Below are 17,110 nucleotides of genomic sequence, written 5' to 3'. Positions count from 1 at the left end.
AAAAAGATGTTGTGATAAAGAGCAACATCTTTTTTATTTAAAAAACATAGAGAATTAAGGAGGACGAGTAATCGAAGCTCCAGTTCTAATGTGTATTAGGGTGTAGCCCGTCTTTCTTACTAATTACAGATACCAGCACTTTCAGTTATCCCTTTAACTTTGTTTGCGACGGCGATAGAGAATAAAGAAAGCACTAGTCAAAGAAAGTATGGTAATTATTGGCCCCAATTGTTTTAGTAATTCCAGTAAATCCAACCAGAATAAATGAGACTGCCCTTGTTGAGTGACAGGGATGTCATCTGTCCCAAATGCTTGTTTATTTAAATAAAGTGGCTTATAAAGAATGATCACAATTATACTGGCAAAAATTCCATGAAGAAATCTAGCGAAAAAGTAAGGGGTAAAACGGATATCTGTTTTCGCAAGAATACTTGCAACCTGGGCTTGTACGGAAAAACCATTAAACCCTAAAATAAAACTTATCAAAATTGCTTTTGCTAACATAGAATCTGATGAAACACCTGAAATACTCTGAGCTCCAATTGTTATTTCAAACAAACCTGAGAAAAAGGGTAAAGCCATATCTATAGGCAGTCCTATTATTTGCAAAAATATTTTAAAAAATATTGCTAAAAATGGTGTAACTCCGACTAAAAAGAGTAATTTAGTAAGCACAGAGAACAAGATGATGAATCCGCCAACCATGACAAGTGTTTTTATCGAATTAACAACCGCATCTCCCAGCACCTCTCCAATAGGACGGGGGTCTTTCAGTCGGGTGTGATGCATTTCTTGAAATGCTTTGATTAGTGAAAAACTTCCCTTTGTTTTTTTCTTTGTTTCACTGGAAGATTTTAAACCATGGAATCGCATACAGAATCCTACTAGAGCATTGCCTATATAATGTGCAGCGGCTAGCAATATTCCCAGCTTTGCATCATGGAAAAAACCCACCGAAACGGCTCCAATGATAAATAAGGGGCTGGAAGCATTTGTGAATGACACGAGTCTCTCTGCCTCAATCTGTGTTAATTGTTTTTCTTCTCGTAATCTGCTGGCAATTTTTGCTCCGGTGGGATATCCACTTGCCATACCCATCACCCATCCAAAACTCCCAACGCCTGGTACGTTAAACAATGGTCTCATGATTGGTTCAAAAAGAATACCTACAAACTTAACGACACCAAATGCAAGTAATAATTCAGAGGTGATAAAAAATGGGAGTAAAGAAGGAAAAACGACTTCCCACCACATATTTAACCCTCTAATACTAGCTTTGAAAGCTTCGTCTGGGAACTTTATTAATGAAAAAGCTATAAAAGTGGATAGGCTCGCTAATAATAGTGTTTTTGCTATTTGTTTCAATCGTCTGCCTCCTATATCATGACCCATTGCTCTGTACATCCCTGTATGATAGTAGTAGAATAATTCTAGCTTGTTCTATAATCATTTGTATTTTAATTAGTACAAGTCTTTATCAATATACGCACATACATAGCGAAAATATGCCATACACTTTTATTGGTTGAGAGTTGGAAGGAGCATGTAGATGAGATTTACAAAGAAACATTTATTTTTTCTGTTCATTATTATTATCCTTACTTATTTTTTGGCAGCATTTAAAATTCCTTACTACATTTACAAACCAGGTAGTGCTGATGCACTAAATCCTATTGTAGAGGTGGAAGACGGTTATAAAAGTAAAGGAGATATGCATCTTGTGACTATTAGTGGAGGACAGGCGACTCCATTACAATTTATTTGGGCGAAAATTCTTCCCAATCAGGAGATTATGCCACTAGAGGACGTTCGGCCTGAAGGAGTTACCGAAGACGAATATATGCATGCTCAATTGCAAATGATGGAGAACTCACAAGAGGCTTCAACAGTAGTTGCATATAAAGCAGCAGAAAAAGGCATAGATATTGAATTTAATGGCGTTTATATTGTAACAGTGATAGATGGAATGCCAGCTGACGGTACCCTCCAAATGGGTGATAGAATTGTCGGTATTAATGACAAGCAGGTAAAAGAAGCTGAAGACTTAATAACGTATGTAGAAGGTAAGAAAGCTGGAGATATTGTCACTATCAAATTTGTTAGGGACAACAAGGAAATGACAAAAGATATAAAATTGGATGCATATGAAGAACTTGGTGGTAAAGTAGGAATTGGTATTCGATTGGTGACAGATCGTAATGTTACGGTTGACCCGGAAGTTCATTTTTCAAGTGGTAGAATTGGTGGACCAAGTGCTGGGTTAATGTTCTCACTTGAAATATTTGATCAGTTAACAGAAGAAGATTTTACGAAAGGCTATGAAATTGCCGGTACAGGGGAAATAGATTATAACGGTAACGTTGGAAGAATTGGCGGTATTGATAAAAAAGTTGTTGCTGCTGACAGAGAGGGCGCAGATATCTTTTTTGCTCCTAATGAAAATGGAAATAAAGATTCAAACTACCAAGTGGCAAAGAAAAAAGCAGCTGAAATTGATACATCAATGAAGATTGTTCCTGTGGATACATTTCAGGAAGCAGTCGAATATTTAAAAGGCCTAGAGCCGGCTTCTAATTAAATATAAAGAAATTCTGTTAACTAATTCTTAGCAAAAGCAGAAGTCGAACGTCTTTCGAAATATTATACATTTCGAGACGTTCGACTATTTTTATTTTTAAGGTTTAGCATATCAACATCTGTCAGTGCTGCTTTATATCATAATTGGTGGCTGCAGCTCTTGCTTGCGTAATGGCTCTGCAATGCTCTGAGGCAGAATACTATAATATGCGTTACTGGCTTTCTCTTCCATGTTTAAAGAAGAATCCATGTTTCTAGTTAATTTTGTAACAAGTGGTACTTGCATTTTCTTTTTGTTCAGTCTTATGTATTTTCGTCCTGTTTCATTAAATCCAAGTAGTCTGACATAAGATACAGATCGACGCTCAAGGATAGGGAGTAAATCTTCCTTTTTTGTATTTGTAAGAATATGAACAAAAATGCGTTGTAGTCTTGTACGAGTATAACGTTTTGTTTTCAGTTCATCCATCCATTCAGAAAAGGAAGTCGCCGTTTTAGCTGTTTTTTTAATTCTGTACTCAAGCCCTTCTGTGACGCCATGGATTTCTCTAATCTCATTTAATGACATTGTTAATACACGATAATGAATGAGTGGAAAGTAATTTTCCCATGTATGCCAGTAGCCAGTAATTTTTTTATATTTTAGCAACTGTTCACCAGTAGAAGCTGGCAATGTTCCTTGGATTTCTTCTGTCAGACTTCCATGTGCAAATAATGCCTTTCGTATACTAGTTGCACTGGCGACAGAGTTATTGATCATTTGATCGTGATAATTACTGCCGGTACGTTTTATTGTAATAGGAGTAATGGAAAGATTAGCCTCTAAGATAGCTTTAATATAACTGAATCCAAGTATATTATTAGGTTTAGTTAAATCGAGTTCATTATTAGATAAACCTATCTCCTTGTAAGCAGCCTTGCTTGCTTCTGGAAAGGAAATACCTTTTTTTAAATATAGTTGTACAGTTTCATGAAAGATAGCCTCTTTTTCTTTAAACATTTTATAACTTGTTATAAAATTGGAGGTATTACCAGACTCACTACCAAAACAAATACTGGAAACCTTCAATTTATCCAATGTATGTACTGCTCCTTTTGCAAAGAAGTCACTATTTTGGACAGCATAAGGATAAGGCAATTCTACTACTAAATCAACACCCGATGCCAATGCAGCTTGAGTTCGGTGAAACTTATCGATGATTGCCGGTTCACCTCGTTGAAGAAAAGAGCCACTCATAACTGCTATGATACAATCAGCTCCGGAGGATTTTTTCGCTTGCTGGACATGATATAAATGACCATTATGAAAAGGGTTATATTCAACAATTAATCCACAGGCATCCATTAACAAACACTCCTACTATATAATGGTAATATTGTAACAAAAATAAAGGAGGTGTGCATGCATTATAGAAGGATGAACACCGTTAAGACATTAAATAAGTTAATGATCTATCGTTGGAAGACCTAGCAAATGGTTGTCTGTATTCTGTAAAGAAAATATGTTGACAAAAGTCCATTTTTCTTTTAAAATTACTCTTGTTGCCTTGAGGTGATAATAATGAAGTTTGCATTAGCACAAATTAGAAAAAATGCTTATAATGATCCTTTTCATTTTGATGAGAAGGTTGATGTTTCTGAATTAGAAGCGATGAACAATGATATACGTCATATAGATCCTGTAAGGGTCCATGGTAAATGCTATCTTCATGGAGAGCAGATTTTCTTTACTTTTCATATAGAGGGGGAAATGACGTTACCATGTGCACGTACATTGGTGGATGTACCGTATCCTTTTGATATTAAGGCCGATGAAGTTTTTACTACATCTTCTTACTATACGGAAGAAGAAGAGGAAGACGAAATTCATCCTGTTAAGGGAGAAGTGCTTGACTTAACTCCTTTAATAAAGGAAAATATTTTATTAGAGGTACCTTTTCGTGTGTTTTCCGATGGGAAGAATAACCAGCAAGGCGCTCCAGCAAAAGGCCAAGATTGGGAATTTATTTCAGAGGAAAAAAAGGAAAAACGATAGATCCACGATTTAAAAAGTTAGAAACATTATTAGAAAAAAATATGAAAGACAAATAAGAATCATTGTTCTCGTTTTGTTTTTTTATGTGAAGGAGGTGTAAGTCATGGCAGTACCTAAAAGAAGAACTTCTAAAAAGGTTAAAAATCAACGTCGTACTCATAAAAAATTACACGTACCTGGCATGGTTGAGTGCTCTAATTGTGGAGAACTAACAAAACCGCACCATGTTTGTAAATCATGTGGTCAATATGATGGCAAAGAAGTTGTAAACAACTAATATTTATAAAAAACAGATCATTTCTATGGTCTGTTTTTTTATTTCCAGAAATGCTATGTGGTTACAATTGGAGGAAATACGACATAAATTAAAGTACTATCAAGTTACTTTATAGTATATTTAAGGTTCTAATATATATGTTGAGGTTATTCAATGATTCGGAAAATAGATATACTCCGAAGTAACTTGTGTTGGATGGAGTAATTAATTATACAGAGGAAGCACCCATTGATTTACGTTTCAGGCGGACGCTTTCACACCTCCGGGTACAAGCGCGACATCTGTTCGTAACCTCACAGTGTCTTCTTTGCCGCCCTCCACTCCAATCAATTCGTACACAGCACCTTTTGGTCTTCTTAGATATAATAGTAAACAGTAGCGAAGGGGAAATATGGAGACTCCTGCGGGAGGAAAGGCCTCGATGAGACCCCGGAACGCGGAGCGTGAGGAGGCTCATCAGCCGCCCGCGGAAAGCGGAATATTTCCCCGTAGCGGTGATTTACGCAGTCTCTATATTCTAAGTTAGTTCGCATTTTCCTCCAACTGTGAATGAGTAACATACTTTTGAATCCCAACATTTGCCGTAGATCATTATTTAAAATGCATAGTTAATCTTGGTTCGGTAAGGCAACTAGTTTATATGCTATTATGGTAGTAAACACAAATAAGGAGAGAAGTTCGTGGGAAAATATATTACATATACAAATCATACAAAGAACTACGGGGAAATTTGTTTAAATCGACCCGAAAAGCATAACGCAATATCCAAGGAAATGACAGAAGAATTTATGACATGCCTACTTGAAGCAAAGCAAGATAAGATTAAGTTTCTCGTCATTACTGGGGCAGGGGAAAAAATGTTTTGTTCTGGCGGAGACCTGACTAGTTTACATGGTAATCTATCTTCCGATGAAGCATTCAACCATCTTTATCCTATGAAGGAAGTATTGGGTGAAATTGTTTCATTTCCAGTTCCGGTTATTTGCATGTTAAATGGTGGAGCATTAGGAGGAGGTTGTGAAATTGCCACAGCATGTGATATCCGAATTGCTAAAGAGAGCAGTAAATTTGGTTTTGTACAATCCAAACTTGGGATTGTTCCAGGTTGGGGAGGAGGCACCTTATTATATGAGAAGGTGGAACCAAGCTTTGCATTTCAGTGGTTATTAGAAGGAACTATCTTTGATGCCCCATATTTAAAAGACCACGGATGGATACATCATATTATTGCAGATGAGGAATGGGAAAACAACGAGAAATTACTAGAACCTTATATTTCAAGGTCATATGAGCAAATGAAAGTTCTTAAGAGACAATTTAAGAAGAAATTATCAAGTATTGGATTATCATCTGTAATGGCGGAAGAAGTGAGGAATTGTGCAATTTTATGGGAATCGGAGGAACATATTCAAGCAGTAAATAAATTTTTAAACCGTTAATAGAGTATAATTGTGCAAAATGATAAACATTTATTCTATCAGAACTATTCTTAGCATACATTTATAGCAAACGAATAAGGAGGGATAGGATGAATGCTTCACGTCAGGATGCATGGACTAAAGATGAAGATATCGTTCTAGCTGAAACTGTTCTAAGGTATATTAGAGAGGGAAAGACACAGCTGGAAGCATTTAAAGATGTAGCTAAACAATTGTCTCGCACATCAGCGGCATGTGGTTTCAGGTGGAATGCGACTATACGTAAACATTATCAAAATGCTATTCAGTTGGCAAAAGATGAAAGAAAGCAACAAAACAGGAAAGATATTTATCAAGATAACCTACACGAGGGGAATTCAAAAGAAACAATCCAAACTGCGATATCTTTGTTGGAACAAATGAAATTAAGTCTGTCTGAGGAAGGAAAAGAAAGAATTTACCGTGAGGATCAGGACAAACAAGTGACTGCCTTGAAGTTGGAGAATGAAAAATTAAAAGAAAAACTTGTGCGTTACGAGCATGCATGGGAAGAAATGGGTAAGCTGTGGGCATGGGTGAATGCGGAAGCGTAGAGATTATATAATATTCTTTAAAATAGCAAAAGACATGAATGTACTGAATAAGAGCCGTTCATGTCTTCTGCAAGGATTTCACGAAATTATTTATTGTCCTGTTCTTTAACTCCTTCTGGTAGCCAAATAAGCGGATTTTCTCCAAGGTCTCTTTCCATGTCATAATGCGCTTTCTGGAAGCTCATTTTCTCCCAGAAACCATGTGAATTAATTCTAGGGTTTGTTTTAATCGGTAAGTTATAACTCTTTGCAAAATCCACTAATGCTTTACCGTATCCATTCCCTTGATAATCAGGTAGCACTTCCAGCTTCCATAGTGTTAAATAATCCTGTGGAGGCTCAAAATATTGATCGTATTTTGCTTTTACTTTATAAAGGCTCATTCTCGCCACCAAATTATCCCCAAAGTAGATTCCGTAAAATGGTGAATCACTATCATTTTCTACCATATTACTCTCAAGGTCTTCCAACATCGATAATTCCTGGTTACCGTATTCTTTGAAATATTTGAATTTTTCTAAGGTTTTAAAGTTGATTAGCAATTTTTCTACTTTTATGCGATTCATAATACTTCTCCCCCTTTAGCCCATTTAAACAAATAATAAGTATTCCTCATTCTATACCTCTTTTATTATAATATAAAAAAGAACAGATTCAAATAAAAGAATGATATTATAAATTATTGCCGATTTAATGAATATTCGGATATAATTGTTTCTGCTATACTGTTCATACATAAGTTAAGGGGCTGTACATATGAATATCGGTATAATTGGTGGCGGGGCAATAGGGTTATTATTAAGTGGCTATTTAGCTGAAGAGCATGATATCACGGTATATGTAAGGCGGGCAGAACAAAAAGTATTAATAGATTTACATGGGATAAGGGTTACAAATAAGTTTGAGCGACAGCATGTACAATGTAAACTTATAGATCAGATTAAGGATCAGGATTGTGTTTTTGTATGTGTGAAGCAATTTCAGTTGTTAGAAATTTTGCCATATGTTTCAAGCCTGAGTAATAAGGTTTCGTTGATATTTCTTCAAAATGGAATGTCACATATAGAAAAAATCACCAATCTTAGTCAACCGATGAGTATAGGTATTACAGAGCATGGAGCCGAAAAAATTAATGATTATACCGTTAAGCATACTGGGGTTGGTGTTATTAAGTTGGCATCATATAACGGGATATCTAACAGAGAATTACAGCAGCTTTTATCTGTCTTTGAACAACATGACTTTCCAATGGTCTATCGGGATAACTGGTCTATATTGCTAAAAGAAAAATTGGTTCTTAATGCAGTAATTAACCCACTAACCGCTCTCTTTCAGGTTAAAAATTCACAGGTCATTCAAAATGAATATATTAAGATCTTAGCTAAGAAATTATGTGAAGAAGCGTGTTTTGTTCTAAGTTTAAATGAAGTTAAACAGTGGTCGGAGGTTCAGCGGGTGGCAAAAGCCACTGGAGAAAACACATCATCCATGTTCAAAGATATCAAGGAGGGAAGACCAACTGAAATAGAAGCAATTTCTGGTTATCTGTTAAAGCAATGTTCAAATTCAAAAATACCATACACTGCATTTGTATATCATAGTATAAAGGCCCTAGAAAAGAAGAAAGGAATACTGCACAGATGAAGGAATTCATTATATATCTTATTTCTATTTTTGTTGCTGTCCCGCTCCTTGCAACCTGGTTTACCTATTTAGTTGCTCGTAAGGCTGGTAAATCAGAGATAAAAGCTGTTCGCATAACAGTCTATGTAACAACCATATTATATATTATCGCAGTAGCTATGTTACTAAAAATTATTTTTGGCCAGACTCATTCGGGGTATATATTGGTCCTCATATTATCTGTTCTATGTATAATTATTTTCTATCAATGGAGATATAACACGGAAATCGTTATCTCTAAAGCAATTATTTTAACATGGAGGATAACATTCCTGCTATTTTTATTTGCTTATTTGCTGTTATCATTGGTAGGGGTTATCCAACGCATATTTTATTAATTCATGTTAATATAGGCAGATCATATGAAATTTATGAATGAATTATGTAAAATACGTATTGGATAATGAATAAAAGGAGCATGGGATCAATGCATATCGACCCTATAACATTACATAAACAGAATAAGCTTATAGAAAAATATAGAAACGATGATAAAGATATATTACGTTTTTTTGATTATCATCCCTTCAAAAGTACAGAACAGAGAGTGAAAGACTTGAAGGGTCGCCACTTTGATCGTATACAGCTTAGTGAAGTATTACATACAATGAATAAGCAATGGGAGGCACCTGAGGCAACACTAGGTAATATCAATCGGCTTGAACAAGAGAATAGTATCGTAGTAATAGGAGGTCAGCAAGCCGGCTTGCTATCAGGACCGATGTACACTATAAATAAAATCATCTCAGTTATTCAGTATGCGAAGGAACAGGAAAAGGAATTGAATATACCTGTAATCCCTGTATTTTGGATAGCAGGTGAGGATCACGACTTTGCAGAGGTCAATCATGTCTTTTTACCTGAAAATACCAAGCTGAGCAAACATACACTTTCTCAACATGCTTACACTAAAAAATCGGTATCCCATATGCAAATTGACCGCGAGAAGGCAGACAATTGGCTTCAACAGCTTTTTGAGCAATTGCCGGAGACAATGCATACGAAGGGGCTTTATGAATGGGTTCGACGATGTTTGGATAAATCAGAAACCTATGTGGACTTTTTTGCCAGGTTTGTCTACCATTTGTTTAGTTCGGAAGGCCTTGTACTTGCTGACTCAGGAAGCCCACTACTTCGAAGAATTGAATCTATTTATTTTGAAGAAATGATCCAGTACCAACCTGCAATTTCTGAAGCGGTGTACGAAACAGCGAGGGAATTGCAACAAATGGGTTATCCATCATCTATTGGTTCAGAAATAAATGACGCTCACCTTTTCTACCATCATCATGGGGAAAGAATATTACTTAGCCGGTCAGATAACGGGGAATGGGTAGGAAAACAAAATGAAGTGCGTTTTACTACAGAAGAACTATTATCTGTTGCCAAAGAGCATCCTGAACAGCTTAGTAACAATGTTGTCACCCGTCCACTAATGCAGGAGTTATTATTTCCAACACTAGCATTTGTTGGTGGTCCGGGAGAGATAAGCTATTGGGCAGAATTAAAAGAGGCATTTCAAACTTTAAATATAAAAATGCCACCAGTTATCCCAAGATTATCCTTTACATTTATAGAAAGAAATGTAGAGAAATTAATTAGAAAATATAACTTAACTGCTGAGCAAGCAATAAATATAGATCTTCAACAGTTTAAGGATAATTGGTTAGCAGGAAAAAACGATCCGAAGATTGAAGATATTTCTGTAGAAGTCAAAAATGTTATTGAGAGTGCTCATCAACGTCTCCGAGAGTTAGCTTGGGATATTCGCGCTGATATTGGCCAACTTTCAGAAAAGAATCTTGTTTATTTAGATGAGAATATTAATTTTCTGCAAAAACGAATGATAAAAGCCATGAAAGAAAAGTATGAGAAACAACTGTGGGAGTTGGATTTAATTACACTACTTATTCAACCAGCTGGGAGCCTGCAAGAAAGAATGTGGACACCTCTTCCATTTATTAATAATCATGGGAAACAATTTATAAATGATTTAACTGCCATGTCTTGTTCTTTTGATAAAGAACATTACTTTGTTTATTTGTAAGAAGAGGAACCCCCCACAAGTCTCCACCAAAATAGATTGAAGATAGTGAAAGCTGTCATATCATTGATATGACAGCTTTTTTTTCTGTCTCAAAACAACTGCTATTATCTATTTTGAGATTTATTAAAAGAAATTTTGATAAATAAGTGGTGGATAGTGGGGCAATGTGGTAATATAGGGGAAAGAAGGTGGGGCGGACTCTATGTTTATGGGTGAATACCAACACAACATCGATACAAAGGGAAGAATAATTGTTCCTGCTAAGTTTCGCGATGATCTTGGTGATCGTTTTGTTGTAACCCGTGGACTGGATAAATGTCTGTTTGCCTACCCAATGAATGAGTGGAAAATATTAGAAGAAAAGTTAAAAAAGCTTCCATTAACAAAGAAGGATGCTAGAGCATTCACCCGATTTTTCTTTTCTGGTGCTATTGAATGTGAAGTGGATAAGCAGGGAAGAATAAACATTCCTCAACCATTGAGAAATTATGCAGTACTAGAAAAAGAATGCGTTGTGATTGGTGTCTCGAACCGAATTGAATTTTGGGCAAGCGAAAATTGGGAGGATTATTTCTCTGATTCTGAGGAATCTTTCGCAGAGATTGCTGAGAATCTTTTGGATTTTGATATTTGATACAAAGAAATTAGAACTGGACTGTTAAAAAGTGGGTGAATGTGTGTTTGAACATTATAGTGTTTTAAAAAAAGAGACAATTGATGGCCTGAATATAAAGCCGGATGGTACATATGTTGATTGCACAGTTGGCGGTGGGGGTCATTCCGAACAAATCGCTTCAAAGTTAAATGAAAATGGTCTATTGATAGCTTTTGATCAGGATTTAGATGCTTTACAGGCAGCTAAAGAAAGATTAAAGGTATATCAGGATCGAATACTATTTATTCATTCGAATTTTCGAGGGTTGGAAGAGGAATTATTGAACAACCAAATTGAACATGTCGATGGAATTTTATTTGATCTTGGAGTATCTTCTCCCCAGCTTGACCGAGGTGATAGAGGATTTAGTTATCAGCACGATGCCCCACTCGATATGCGCATGAATCAAACGAAAGAGTTGAATGCCTATGACATTGTTAATTCATGGTCTTACAATGATTTAGTTTCAATTTTTTTCAAATATGGGGAAGAAAAATTTTCTAAGCAAATTGCGAGGAAAATTGAGTCATACAGAGAGGCAAATGAAATTCGTACAACCCATCAGCTTGTTGAACTTATTAAGGAAGGAATCCCTGCACCAGCAAGGAGAAAAGGAGGTCATCCTGCGAAGCGCATTTTTCAAGCGTTGCGAATTGCAGTTAATGATGAGCTTTCAGCTTTTAACGATGCGCTTCATCAAGCAGCACGTGTGGTGGGGATAGGTGGAAGAATCGTCGTAATTACCTTTCATTCGCTTGAAGACAGGTTATGCAAACAAGCTTTTAAAAAATGGAGTACTGCTAAAGAAACACCAAAAAACTTGCCTATAATACCAGAATCTCATGAAGCTCCGTTCACTTTGTTAAATAGAAAGCCAATTAGCGCAGATGAAGTAGAACTGGAAGCTAATCGAAGATCTCGTTCGGCAAAGCTACGAATAATAAAGAAAATAAAACCTTGGAGAGAAGAATTTACGTATGAGGAAGGGTGGAAGAAATAATGAGTGCTAATTATGCCCGTAGTTGGCAACATACTAATCCGGAACAGACGCCGAAAAAAGACCAGAAGGTTGTTGTAAAAGTAAAGAAACAAGGATGGATTACAAAAGGAGAAAAAGCAATTATTTCTATTGTGGGAGCTGGCCTTATAGCTGCAGGAGTATTTATTGTTTCTTTTTCTTCAAATACCGATGCAATAAACAGAGACATTCAGAAGTTGGAAAAAACTGTGCAAACTCAAAAAGTGGAAAACGAAGGTTTGCTTTATGAAATGAAGGAACTAAGCAGGCCGGAGAGAATTACTAAAATTGCAGAAAAAAATGGTTTGAAAATCCAAAATGCAGAAGTGAAACAAGCACACGCATTTAACAACTAATCAAGGAGTAAGTTAGTATGAAGAAACATAAAACAACTCATTTTATGGCGGGTATTCTCATGCTTGTTTTTGTTGGCATCTTTCTCGTACTAACGGGAAGATTTCTATATATTCAAGTGACAGGGGAAATTGATGGTGTTTCTTTGGAAAAATGGGCAGAAGAAAAAAGAACGGCTTCCTATACCATTGATTCAGAGAGAGGAAAAATTTATGATAAAAATGGAATGACGCTTGCCTATGATCGGCCAACATTTCGAATGTATGCAATCGTGGACAAAGCGTATACTTCCAACCCAGAGGAGCCTAAGCATGTAGATGATCCGGAGAAAACGGCGGAGTTGCTGGCTCCTTTATTGGATTTAGAAGAAGAAGAAATTCGTTCTATTATTGAGGATGGAATTGAAGATGAAAAATTTCAGGTTGAATTTGGTAAAAAGGGTAGAGAACTTTCACAACAAAAAAGAGATGAAATTGCTGCTCTGAAGTTACCTGGGATTAAGTTTGAAAAGGAACCCATTCGTTACTATCCCAATGGAGTATTCGCTTCACACATCCTAGGTTTTGCTAGAGAGACTGAAAAAGAGACAAAAAATGGTGTTAAAAGGGAAATTACCGGGATTGCTGGCATGGAAAAGGAAATGAATGATCTGCTGAGTGGTAAAGACGGCCATATCTCGTACCAACGTGACAAGTACAATAAAAAACTGTTAGACCCCAATGAAGTTATTACCAAACCTCAAGACGGAGACGATGTTTATCTCACGATAGATCAAAAAATTCAGACTTTATTAGAAGATTCGTTAAGTCAGGTGGAAGAAGAATATAATCCGGAGCGAATCACTGCTGTAGTAATGAATCCTAAAACTGGTGAAATCGTTGCTATGGGAAATCGTCCTAGTTATAATCCAAACAATCCTTCAGATGTTGAGAATTGGTATAATGATGTAGTTTCTACCCCTGTAGAGGCGGGGTCTACGGTTAAAATGTTTACATGGGCATCAGCAATTGAAGAAGGTGTCTATAACGGAAATGAGACATACAAATCCGGAAGCTATCGTCCTAACGAACAGATCCAACCTATTAACGACCATAATGGTGGAAGAGGTTGGGATATCATAACGTACGATGAAGGCTTTCAAAGATCATCTAATGTTGCAGCAGCTAAGTTGGCTTGGGAAAAGGTAGGGACAGATAAATTCTTAGAGTATCTTCAGGCGTTTGGTTTAGATAAAGAAACTGGTATTGACTTACCTAATGAGGTTGCTGGAAGAATTCTATACAATTATTCCATTGAAAAAATTACAACCTCTTTTGGGCAGGGAAGTACCTTGACACCAATTCAGCAATTAAAAGCTGCTTCAGCTATTGCTAACGATGGTAAAATGATGCAGCCTTATGTTATGAAAAAAATAGTAAATTCAACGACGGGAAAAAATATTAAAGAAAAATCTCCTAACGTTGTTGGCAACCCGATTTCAAAGGAAACTTCCGATAAGGTTTTGAAACTATTAGAATCAGTAGTAAATGGAGAACATGGGACAGGTAAAATGTACCAAATCAATGATTATACGGTGGGGGGGAAAACAGGAACTGCACAAATACCTAATCCAGATTCAAGCACCGGAGCATATCTACGGGGAAAAGAGAATCATATATTCTCTTTTCTAGGTATGGCACCTATAGAAGACCCTCAACTGATGATCTATGTATCTGTGAAAAAACCAGAACTTGAACCAACAGAAACAGGATCCATGCCAGTATCATTTATATTTACTAATGTGATGGAGAATAGTTTACATTATTTAAATATAGATCCAGATAAGGATCCAGAAAAGCAAATCAAAGAGATTTCCATTCCGGAACTTATTGGTAAGCCTGCTGACAAGATGAGGAAAACACTCTCCGATAAAGGTTTACAAGTAACGGTTGCAGGAAAAGGCAAAATTACGGATGCAAGCGTTAAACAAGGGGATAAAGTTTTAGAGAATGATCATATTATCTTAATAACCGATAAGCCTACAATGCCTTCTGTTATTGGCTGGTCACTGCGGGATGTCATTCAGTTTGCTGAACTTCTTGAACTTAAAATAGAAACGTTTGGTAATGGTTATAGCGTAACTCAGAATATTAAAGCTGGTACTCCACTTAAAAAAGGAGACTACTTAGGAGTAGAATTTAAGCCGCCGACTAAAGAGAGTGCAGAAAGTGGGAGTCAAGAAGAAGAAACCTCGGGCGCAGATTAAGTTAATCGTATAGTTTCTTCGGTCTTCATCTTTAATGCTTAATGAATAACGTCCATTTTAATTTCATTGGACAATATGTGACTGTGAAGCTCTTACGTATGTTTTTAGTTAGTGGTGCGACCTCTTCATTGATCTAAAACAGTGTTCTATTCGATTTTATTACTTCATATAGTTGATACAAGCCTACCTATGGAAAAGGGGATGGAAAATGAAACGTGTATCAACTGTTACAGTGAAAAAGCGAATAGTTACTGTTTTTCTTTTTGGATTAATTTTTTTTATGATCATCAATGTCCGATTGGGGTATGTACAATTTGTTATCGGAGATGAATTGATGGCAAAAGCAAGTGATCTTTGGACAAGGGATATTGTTTTTGAATCAGAAAGGGGTTATATTCTCGATTCAGAAGGTGAAATTCTTGCAGAAAATGTTTCTGCACCTTCGATTGTGGTGATACCCAGACAAATAAAAGAACCACAGAAAACAGCAAAAAAACTCTCGGAGATATTGCAAGTAAAAAAAGAGAAAATATATGAAAATATAACACAAAACAAATCAAGTGTTACAATTCGACCAGCAGGGATAAAGATAACGGAAGAACAGGAAGTTGCTATTCGAAGCTTGGATATGGCTGGAGTTTATTTAGCTAAGGATTCTAAGAGGCATTATCCAAATGGCAACGATCTTTCCCATGTTCTTGGTTTTGCGGGCATTGATAACCAAGGTCTAATGGGGCTGGAGCTTTATTATGATGAAAAATTAAGCGGAGAAAAAGGAAGACTATCTTTTTATTCCGATGCGAAGGGTAGAAGGTTAGATAGTTTAGCAGACGTTTATTACCCACCAAAAGACGGCCTAAATTTAAAAACTACCATTAATAATAAGGTTCAGACAATCATGGAAAGAGAACTGGACTTAGCAGTAGCAAAATATAATCCAGATGGAGCACTGGCGATCGCTGTTAACCCTAAAACAGGTGGAGTTCTTGGTATGTCCACGAGACCCAATTTTCATCCTGAAAATTATCAGGAAGTAGATGCGAAGATCTTTGACCGAAACCTCCCAATTTGGAGCACATATGAACCGGGTTCAACCTTCAAGATTATTACGCTTGCAGCGGCATTGGAAGAAGGAATTGTAGACTTGGAAGAAGATGAATTCCATGACAGTGGAAGCATAAAAGTTGGAGGAGCGAAGTTAAGATGCTGGAAGAGTGGGGGACATGGTCACCAAACGTATTTAGAAGTTGTCCAGAATTCCTGTAACCCCGGCTTTGTTACCTTGGGGCAAAAGCTGGGAGAAGAAAAGCTATTTAGCTATATAAGGAATTTTGGCTTTGGGCAGAAAACTGGGATTGACTTACAGGGAGAAGGGAACGGTATATTATTTAAACCAGAAAATGTAGGTCCAGTAGAACTAGCTACAACTTCTTTTGGTCAAGGGGTATCGGTAACACCGATACAGCAAGTAATGGCAGTTGCAGCTGCTATTAACGGGGGCTATTTATATCAACCACATATCGCCCAGGAATGGATTGATTCTAAGACAGAGAAGACTGTCGAAACGTATGAGCCTGTATTAAAAGAAAAAGTCATCTCACCTGCTACATCAAAAGAAATACGTCATGCCCTGGAAAGTGTTGTTGCTAAAGGAACCGGACGACCGGCATATGTTGATGGGTATCGTGTAGGAGGCAAGACTGGTACTGCTCAAAAGGTTGGACCGAATGGCAGGTATTTAGAAAACAATCACATTGTATCTTTTATTGGTTTCGCTCCGGCAGATGACCCTGAAATTGTTGTGTATGTAGCTGTTGATAACCCAAAAGGAACCGTTCAATTTGGTGGGGTAGTTGCAGCACCTATTGTGGGAACAATTATAGATGATAGCTTAAGAGCTATGGAGGTAAAGCCAAGGAGTAGTGGTTTAGAAAAAGAATACCAGTGGCCAGATGAACCAAAAGTTGAAGTACCAGACTTAATTGGCTTGACTAAAGATGAGCTCACGGAATATATGACGAACCTTTCTATTGAGACAAGTGGCGAAGGGAACTATATTGTGGATCAAGCTCCTCGTCCAGGTACTAAAGTGGAACAGGGATCAAAGATGAGAATATATTTATCGGAAAATGATCGTGAAAATGAATAATTTTTGCTATAATGGATAAGCGAGTTGACAAAAAAGCAAAGCATATTTTTAAAGGGGGG

At 36.7% G+C, this 17,110-nt stretch carries 16 protein-coding genes; 13 read left to right on the top strand and 3 right to left on the bottom strand.

Features of this window, described 5'->3' with window-relative positions:
• Positions 1-153 precede the first annotated feature (153 nt).
• A complete protein-coding gene (gene ylbJ / locus X953_RS11820; protein WP_040955761.1) occupies positions 154-1,365 on the bottom strand; it encodes a sporulation integral membrane protein YlbJ in 1,212 nt (403 codons plus the stop codon).
• A 184-nt stretch (positions 1,366-1,549) separates the two neighbouring features.
• On the opposite strand from ylbJ, the gene X953_RS11815 reads away from it, so the two are divergent.
• A complete protein-coding gene (locus X953_RS11815) occupies positions 1,550-2,578 on the top strand; it encodes a SepM family pheromone-processing serine protease (protein ID WP_040955760.1) in 1,029 nt (342 codons plus the stop codon).
• Positions 2,579-2,710: 132 nt separating this feature from the next.
• Here X953_RS11815 and X953_RS11810 read toward each other — a convergent pair whose 3' ends face one another.
• Positions 2,711-3,922 carry a nucleotidyltransferase gene (locus tag X953_RS11810; RefSeq protein WP_040955759.1) on the bottom strand — a complete coding sequence of 404 codons (1,212 nt, stop codon included), beginning with the start codon at positions 3,920-3,922 and terminating at the stop codon, positions 2,711-2,713.
• A 216-nt stretch (positions 3,923-4,138) separates the two neighbouring features.
• Here X953_RS11810 and X953_RS11805 point away from each other — a divergent pair, with 216 nt between their 5' ends.
• The 4 genes from X953_RS11805 (at position 4,139) to X953_RS11790 (ending at position 6,900) form a co-directional block, all read left to right on the top strand.
• Positions 4,139-4,612: a DUF177 domain-containing protein gene (locus X953_RS11805; protein WP_369792690.1), complete on the top strand. Its 474-nt coding sequence runs from the start codon at positions 4,139-4,141 to the stop codon at positions 4,610-4,612.
• Positions 4,613-4,715: 103 nt separating this feature from the next.
• On the top strand, positions 4,716-4,889 hold the full coding sequence (gene rpmF / locus X953_RS11800; RefSeq protein WP_019378535.1) for a 50S ribosomal protein L32: 174 nt from the start codon (positions 4,716-4,718) through the stop codon (positions 4,887-4,889).
• A 680-nt stretch (positions 4,890-5,569) separates the two neighbouring features.
• Positions 5,570-6,328, top strand: coding sequence for an enoyl-CoA hydratase/isomerase family protein (locus tag X953_RS11795; protein WP_040955758.1), 759 nt, complete (start codon positions 5,570-5,572; stop codon positions 6,326-6,328).
• An 89-nt stretch (positions 6,329-6,417) separates the two neighbouring features.
• Positions 6,418-6,900 (top strand): RsfA family transcriptional regulator, encoded by a 483-nt coding sequence (locus X953_RS11790; RefSeq protein WP_040955757.1) that lies wholly within the window; start codon positions 6,418-6,420, stop codon positions 6,898-6,900.
• 86 nt (positions 6,901-6,986) lie between these two features.
• Here X953_RS11790 and X953_RS11785 read toward each other — a convergent pair whose 3' ends face one another.
• Entirely contained in the window at positions 6,987-7,466 is a 480-nt protein-coding gene (locus X953_RS11785; protein WP_040955756.1) for an N-acetyltransferase, read from the bottom strand.
• Positions 7,467-7,656: 190 nt separating this feature from the next.
• Here X953_RS11785 and X953_RS11780 point away from each other — a divergent pair, with 190 nt between their 5' ends.
• The 8 genes from X953_RS11780 (at position 7,657) to X953_RS11745 (ending at position 17,051) form a co-directional block, all read left to right on the top strand.
• Positions 7,657-8,544 carry a 2-dehydropantoate 2-reductase gene (locus X953_RS11780; protein WP_040955755.1) on the top strand — a complete coding sequence of 296 codons (888 nt, stop codon included), beginning with the start codon at positions 7,657-7,659 and terminating at the stop codon, positions 8,542-8,544.
• Positions 8,541-8,921, top strand: coding sequence for a DUF3397 family protein (locus tag X953_RS11775; RefSeq protein WP_040955754.1), 381 nt, complete (start codon positions 8,541-8,543; stop codon positions 8,919-8,921). Before X953_RS11780 ends, X953_RS11775 begins: the two co-directional genes overlap by 4 nt.
• Before the next feature lie 89 nt (positions 8,922-9,010).
• Positions 9,011-10,630: a bacillithiol biosynthesis cysteine-adding enzyme BshC gene (bshC, locus tag X953_RS11770; protein WP_040955753.1), complete on the top strand. Its 1,620-nt coding sequence runs from the start codon at positions 9,011-9,013 to the stop codon at positions 10,628-10,630.
• Positions 10,631-10,832: 202 nt separating this feature from the next.
• Entirely contained in the window at positions 10,833-11,264 is a 432-nt protein-coding gene (gene mraZ / locus X953_RS11765) for a division/cell wall cluster transcriptional repressor MraZ (protein WP_019378528.1), read from the top strand.
• Positions 11,265-11,307: 43 nt separating this feature from the next.
• Positions 11,308-12,285, top strand: coding sequence for a 16S rRNA (cytosine(1402)-N(4))-methyltransferase RsmH (gene rsmH / locus X953_RS11760; protein ID WP_198023270.1), 978 nt, complete (start codon positions 11,308-11,310; stop codon positions 12,283-12,285).
• The gene (ftsL, locus tag X953_RS11755) at positions 12,285-12,659 is read left to right on the top strand and encodes a cell division protein FtsL (protein WP_040955751.1); all 375 of its coding nucleotides are present in this window, start codon (positions 12,285-12,287) and stop codon (positions 12,657-12,659) included. The genes rsmH and ftsL overlap by 1 nt, the downstream gene beginning before the upstream one ends.
• Before the next feature lie 17 nt (positions 12,660-12,676).
• Positions 12,677-14,902: a penicillin-binding protein gene (locus tag X953_RS11750; RefSeq protein ID WP_040955750.1), complete on the top strand. Its 2,226-nt coding sequence runs from the start codon at positions 12,677-12,679 to the stop codon at positions 14,900-14,902.
• Between the two features lie 208 nt (positions 14,903-15,110).
• Positions 15,111-17,051 (top strand): stage V sporulation protein D, encoded by a 1,941-nt coding sequence (locus X953_RS11745; protein ID WP_040955749.1) that lies wholly within the window; start codon positions 15,111-15,113, stop codon positions 17,049-17,051.
• The last annotated feature ends 59 nt before the right edge of the window (positions 17,052-17,110 follow it).

Origin of the sequence: Virgibacillus sp. SK37, from assembly GCF_000725285.1 — a bacterium.
Lineage (GTDB): Bacteria > Bacillota > Bacilli > Bacillales > Amphibacillaceae > Virgibacillus_Q.
Note: the sequence above shows the minus strand (reverse complement) of the source record. Positions and strands in the feature narration are given on the sequence as shown.

Excerpts from the sequence above, each read along its gene's own strand:
- X953_RS11785 (WP_040955756.1), bottom strand. The coding sequence starts at position 7,466 with ATGAATCGCATAAAAGTAGAAAAATTGCTAATCAACTTTAAAACCTTA.
- mraZ (WP_019378528.1), top strand. The coding sequence starts at position 10,833 with ATGTTTATGGGTGAATACCAACACAACATCGATACAAAGGGAAGAATA.
- X953_RS11775 (WP_040955754.1), top strand. The coding sequence starts at position 8,541 with ATGAAGGAATTCATTATATATCTTATTTCTATTTTTGTTGCTGTCCCG.
- ftsL (WP_040955751.1), top strand. The coding sequence starts at position 12,285 with ATGAGTGCTAATTATGCCCGTAGTTGGCAACATACTAATCCGGAACAG.
- rpmF (WP_019378535.1), top strand. The coding sequence starts at position 4,716 with ATGGCAGTACCTAAAAGAAGAACTTCTAAAAAGGTTAAAAATCAACGT.
- X953_RS11810 (WP_040955759.1), bottom strand. The coding sequence starts at position 3,922 with ATGGATGCCTGTGGATTAATTGTTGAATATAACCCTTTTCATAATGGT.
- bshC (WP_040955753.1), top strand. The coding sequence starts at position 9,011 with ATGCATATCGACCCTATAACATTACATAAACAGAATAAGCTTATAGAA.
- X953_RS11805 (WP_369792690.1), top strand. The coding sequence starts at position 4,139 with ATGAAGTTTGCATTAGCACAAATTAGAAAAAATGCTTATAATGATCCT.
- X953_RS11815 (WP_040955760.1), top strand. The coding sequence starts at position 1,550 with ATGAGATTTACAAAGAAACATTTATTTTTTCTGTTCATTATTATTATC.
- X953_RS11750 (WP_040955750.1), top strand. The coding sequence starts at position 12,677 with ATGAAGAAACATAAAACAACTCATTTTATGGCGGGTATTCTCATGCTT.
- X953_RS11745 (WP_040955749.1), top strand. The coding sequence starts at position 15,111 with ATGAAACGTGTATCAACTGTTACAGTGAAAAAGCGAATAGTTACTGTT.
- X953_RS11790 (WP_040955757.1), top strand. The coding sequence starts at position 6,418 with ATGAATGCTTCACGTCAGGATGCATGGACTAAAGATGAAGATATCGTT.
- X953_RS11780 (WP_040955755.1), top strand. The coding sequence starts at position 7,657 with ATGAATATCGGTATAATTGGTGGCGGGGCAATAGGGTTATTATTAAGT.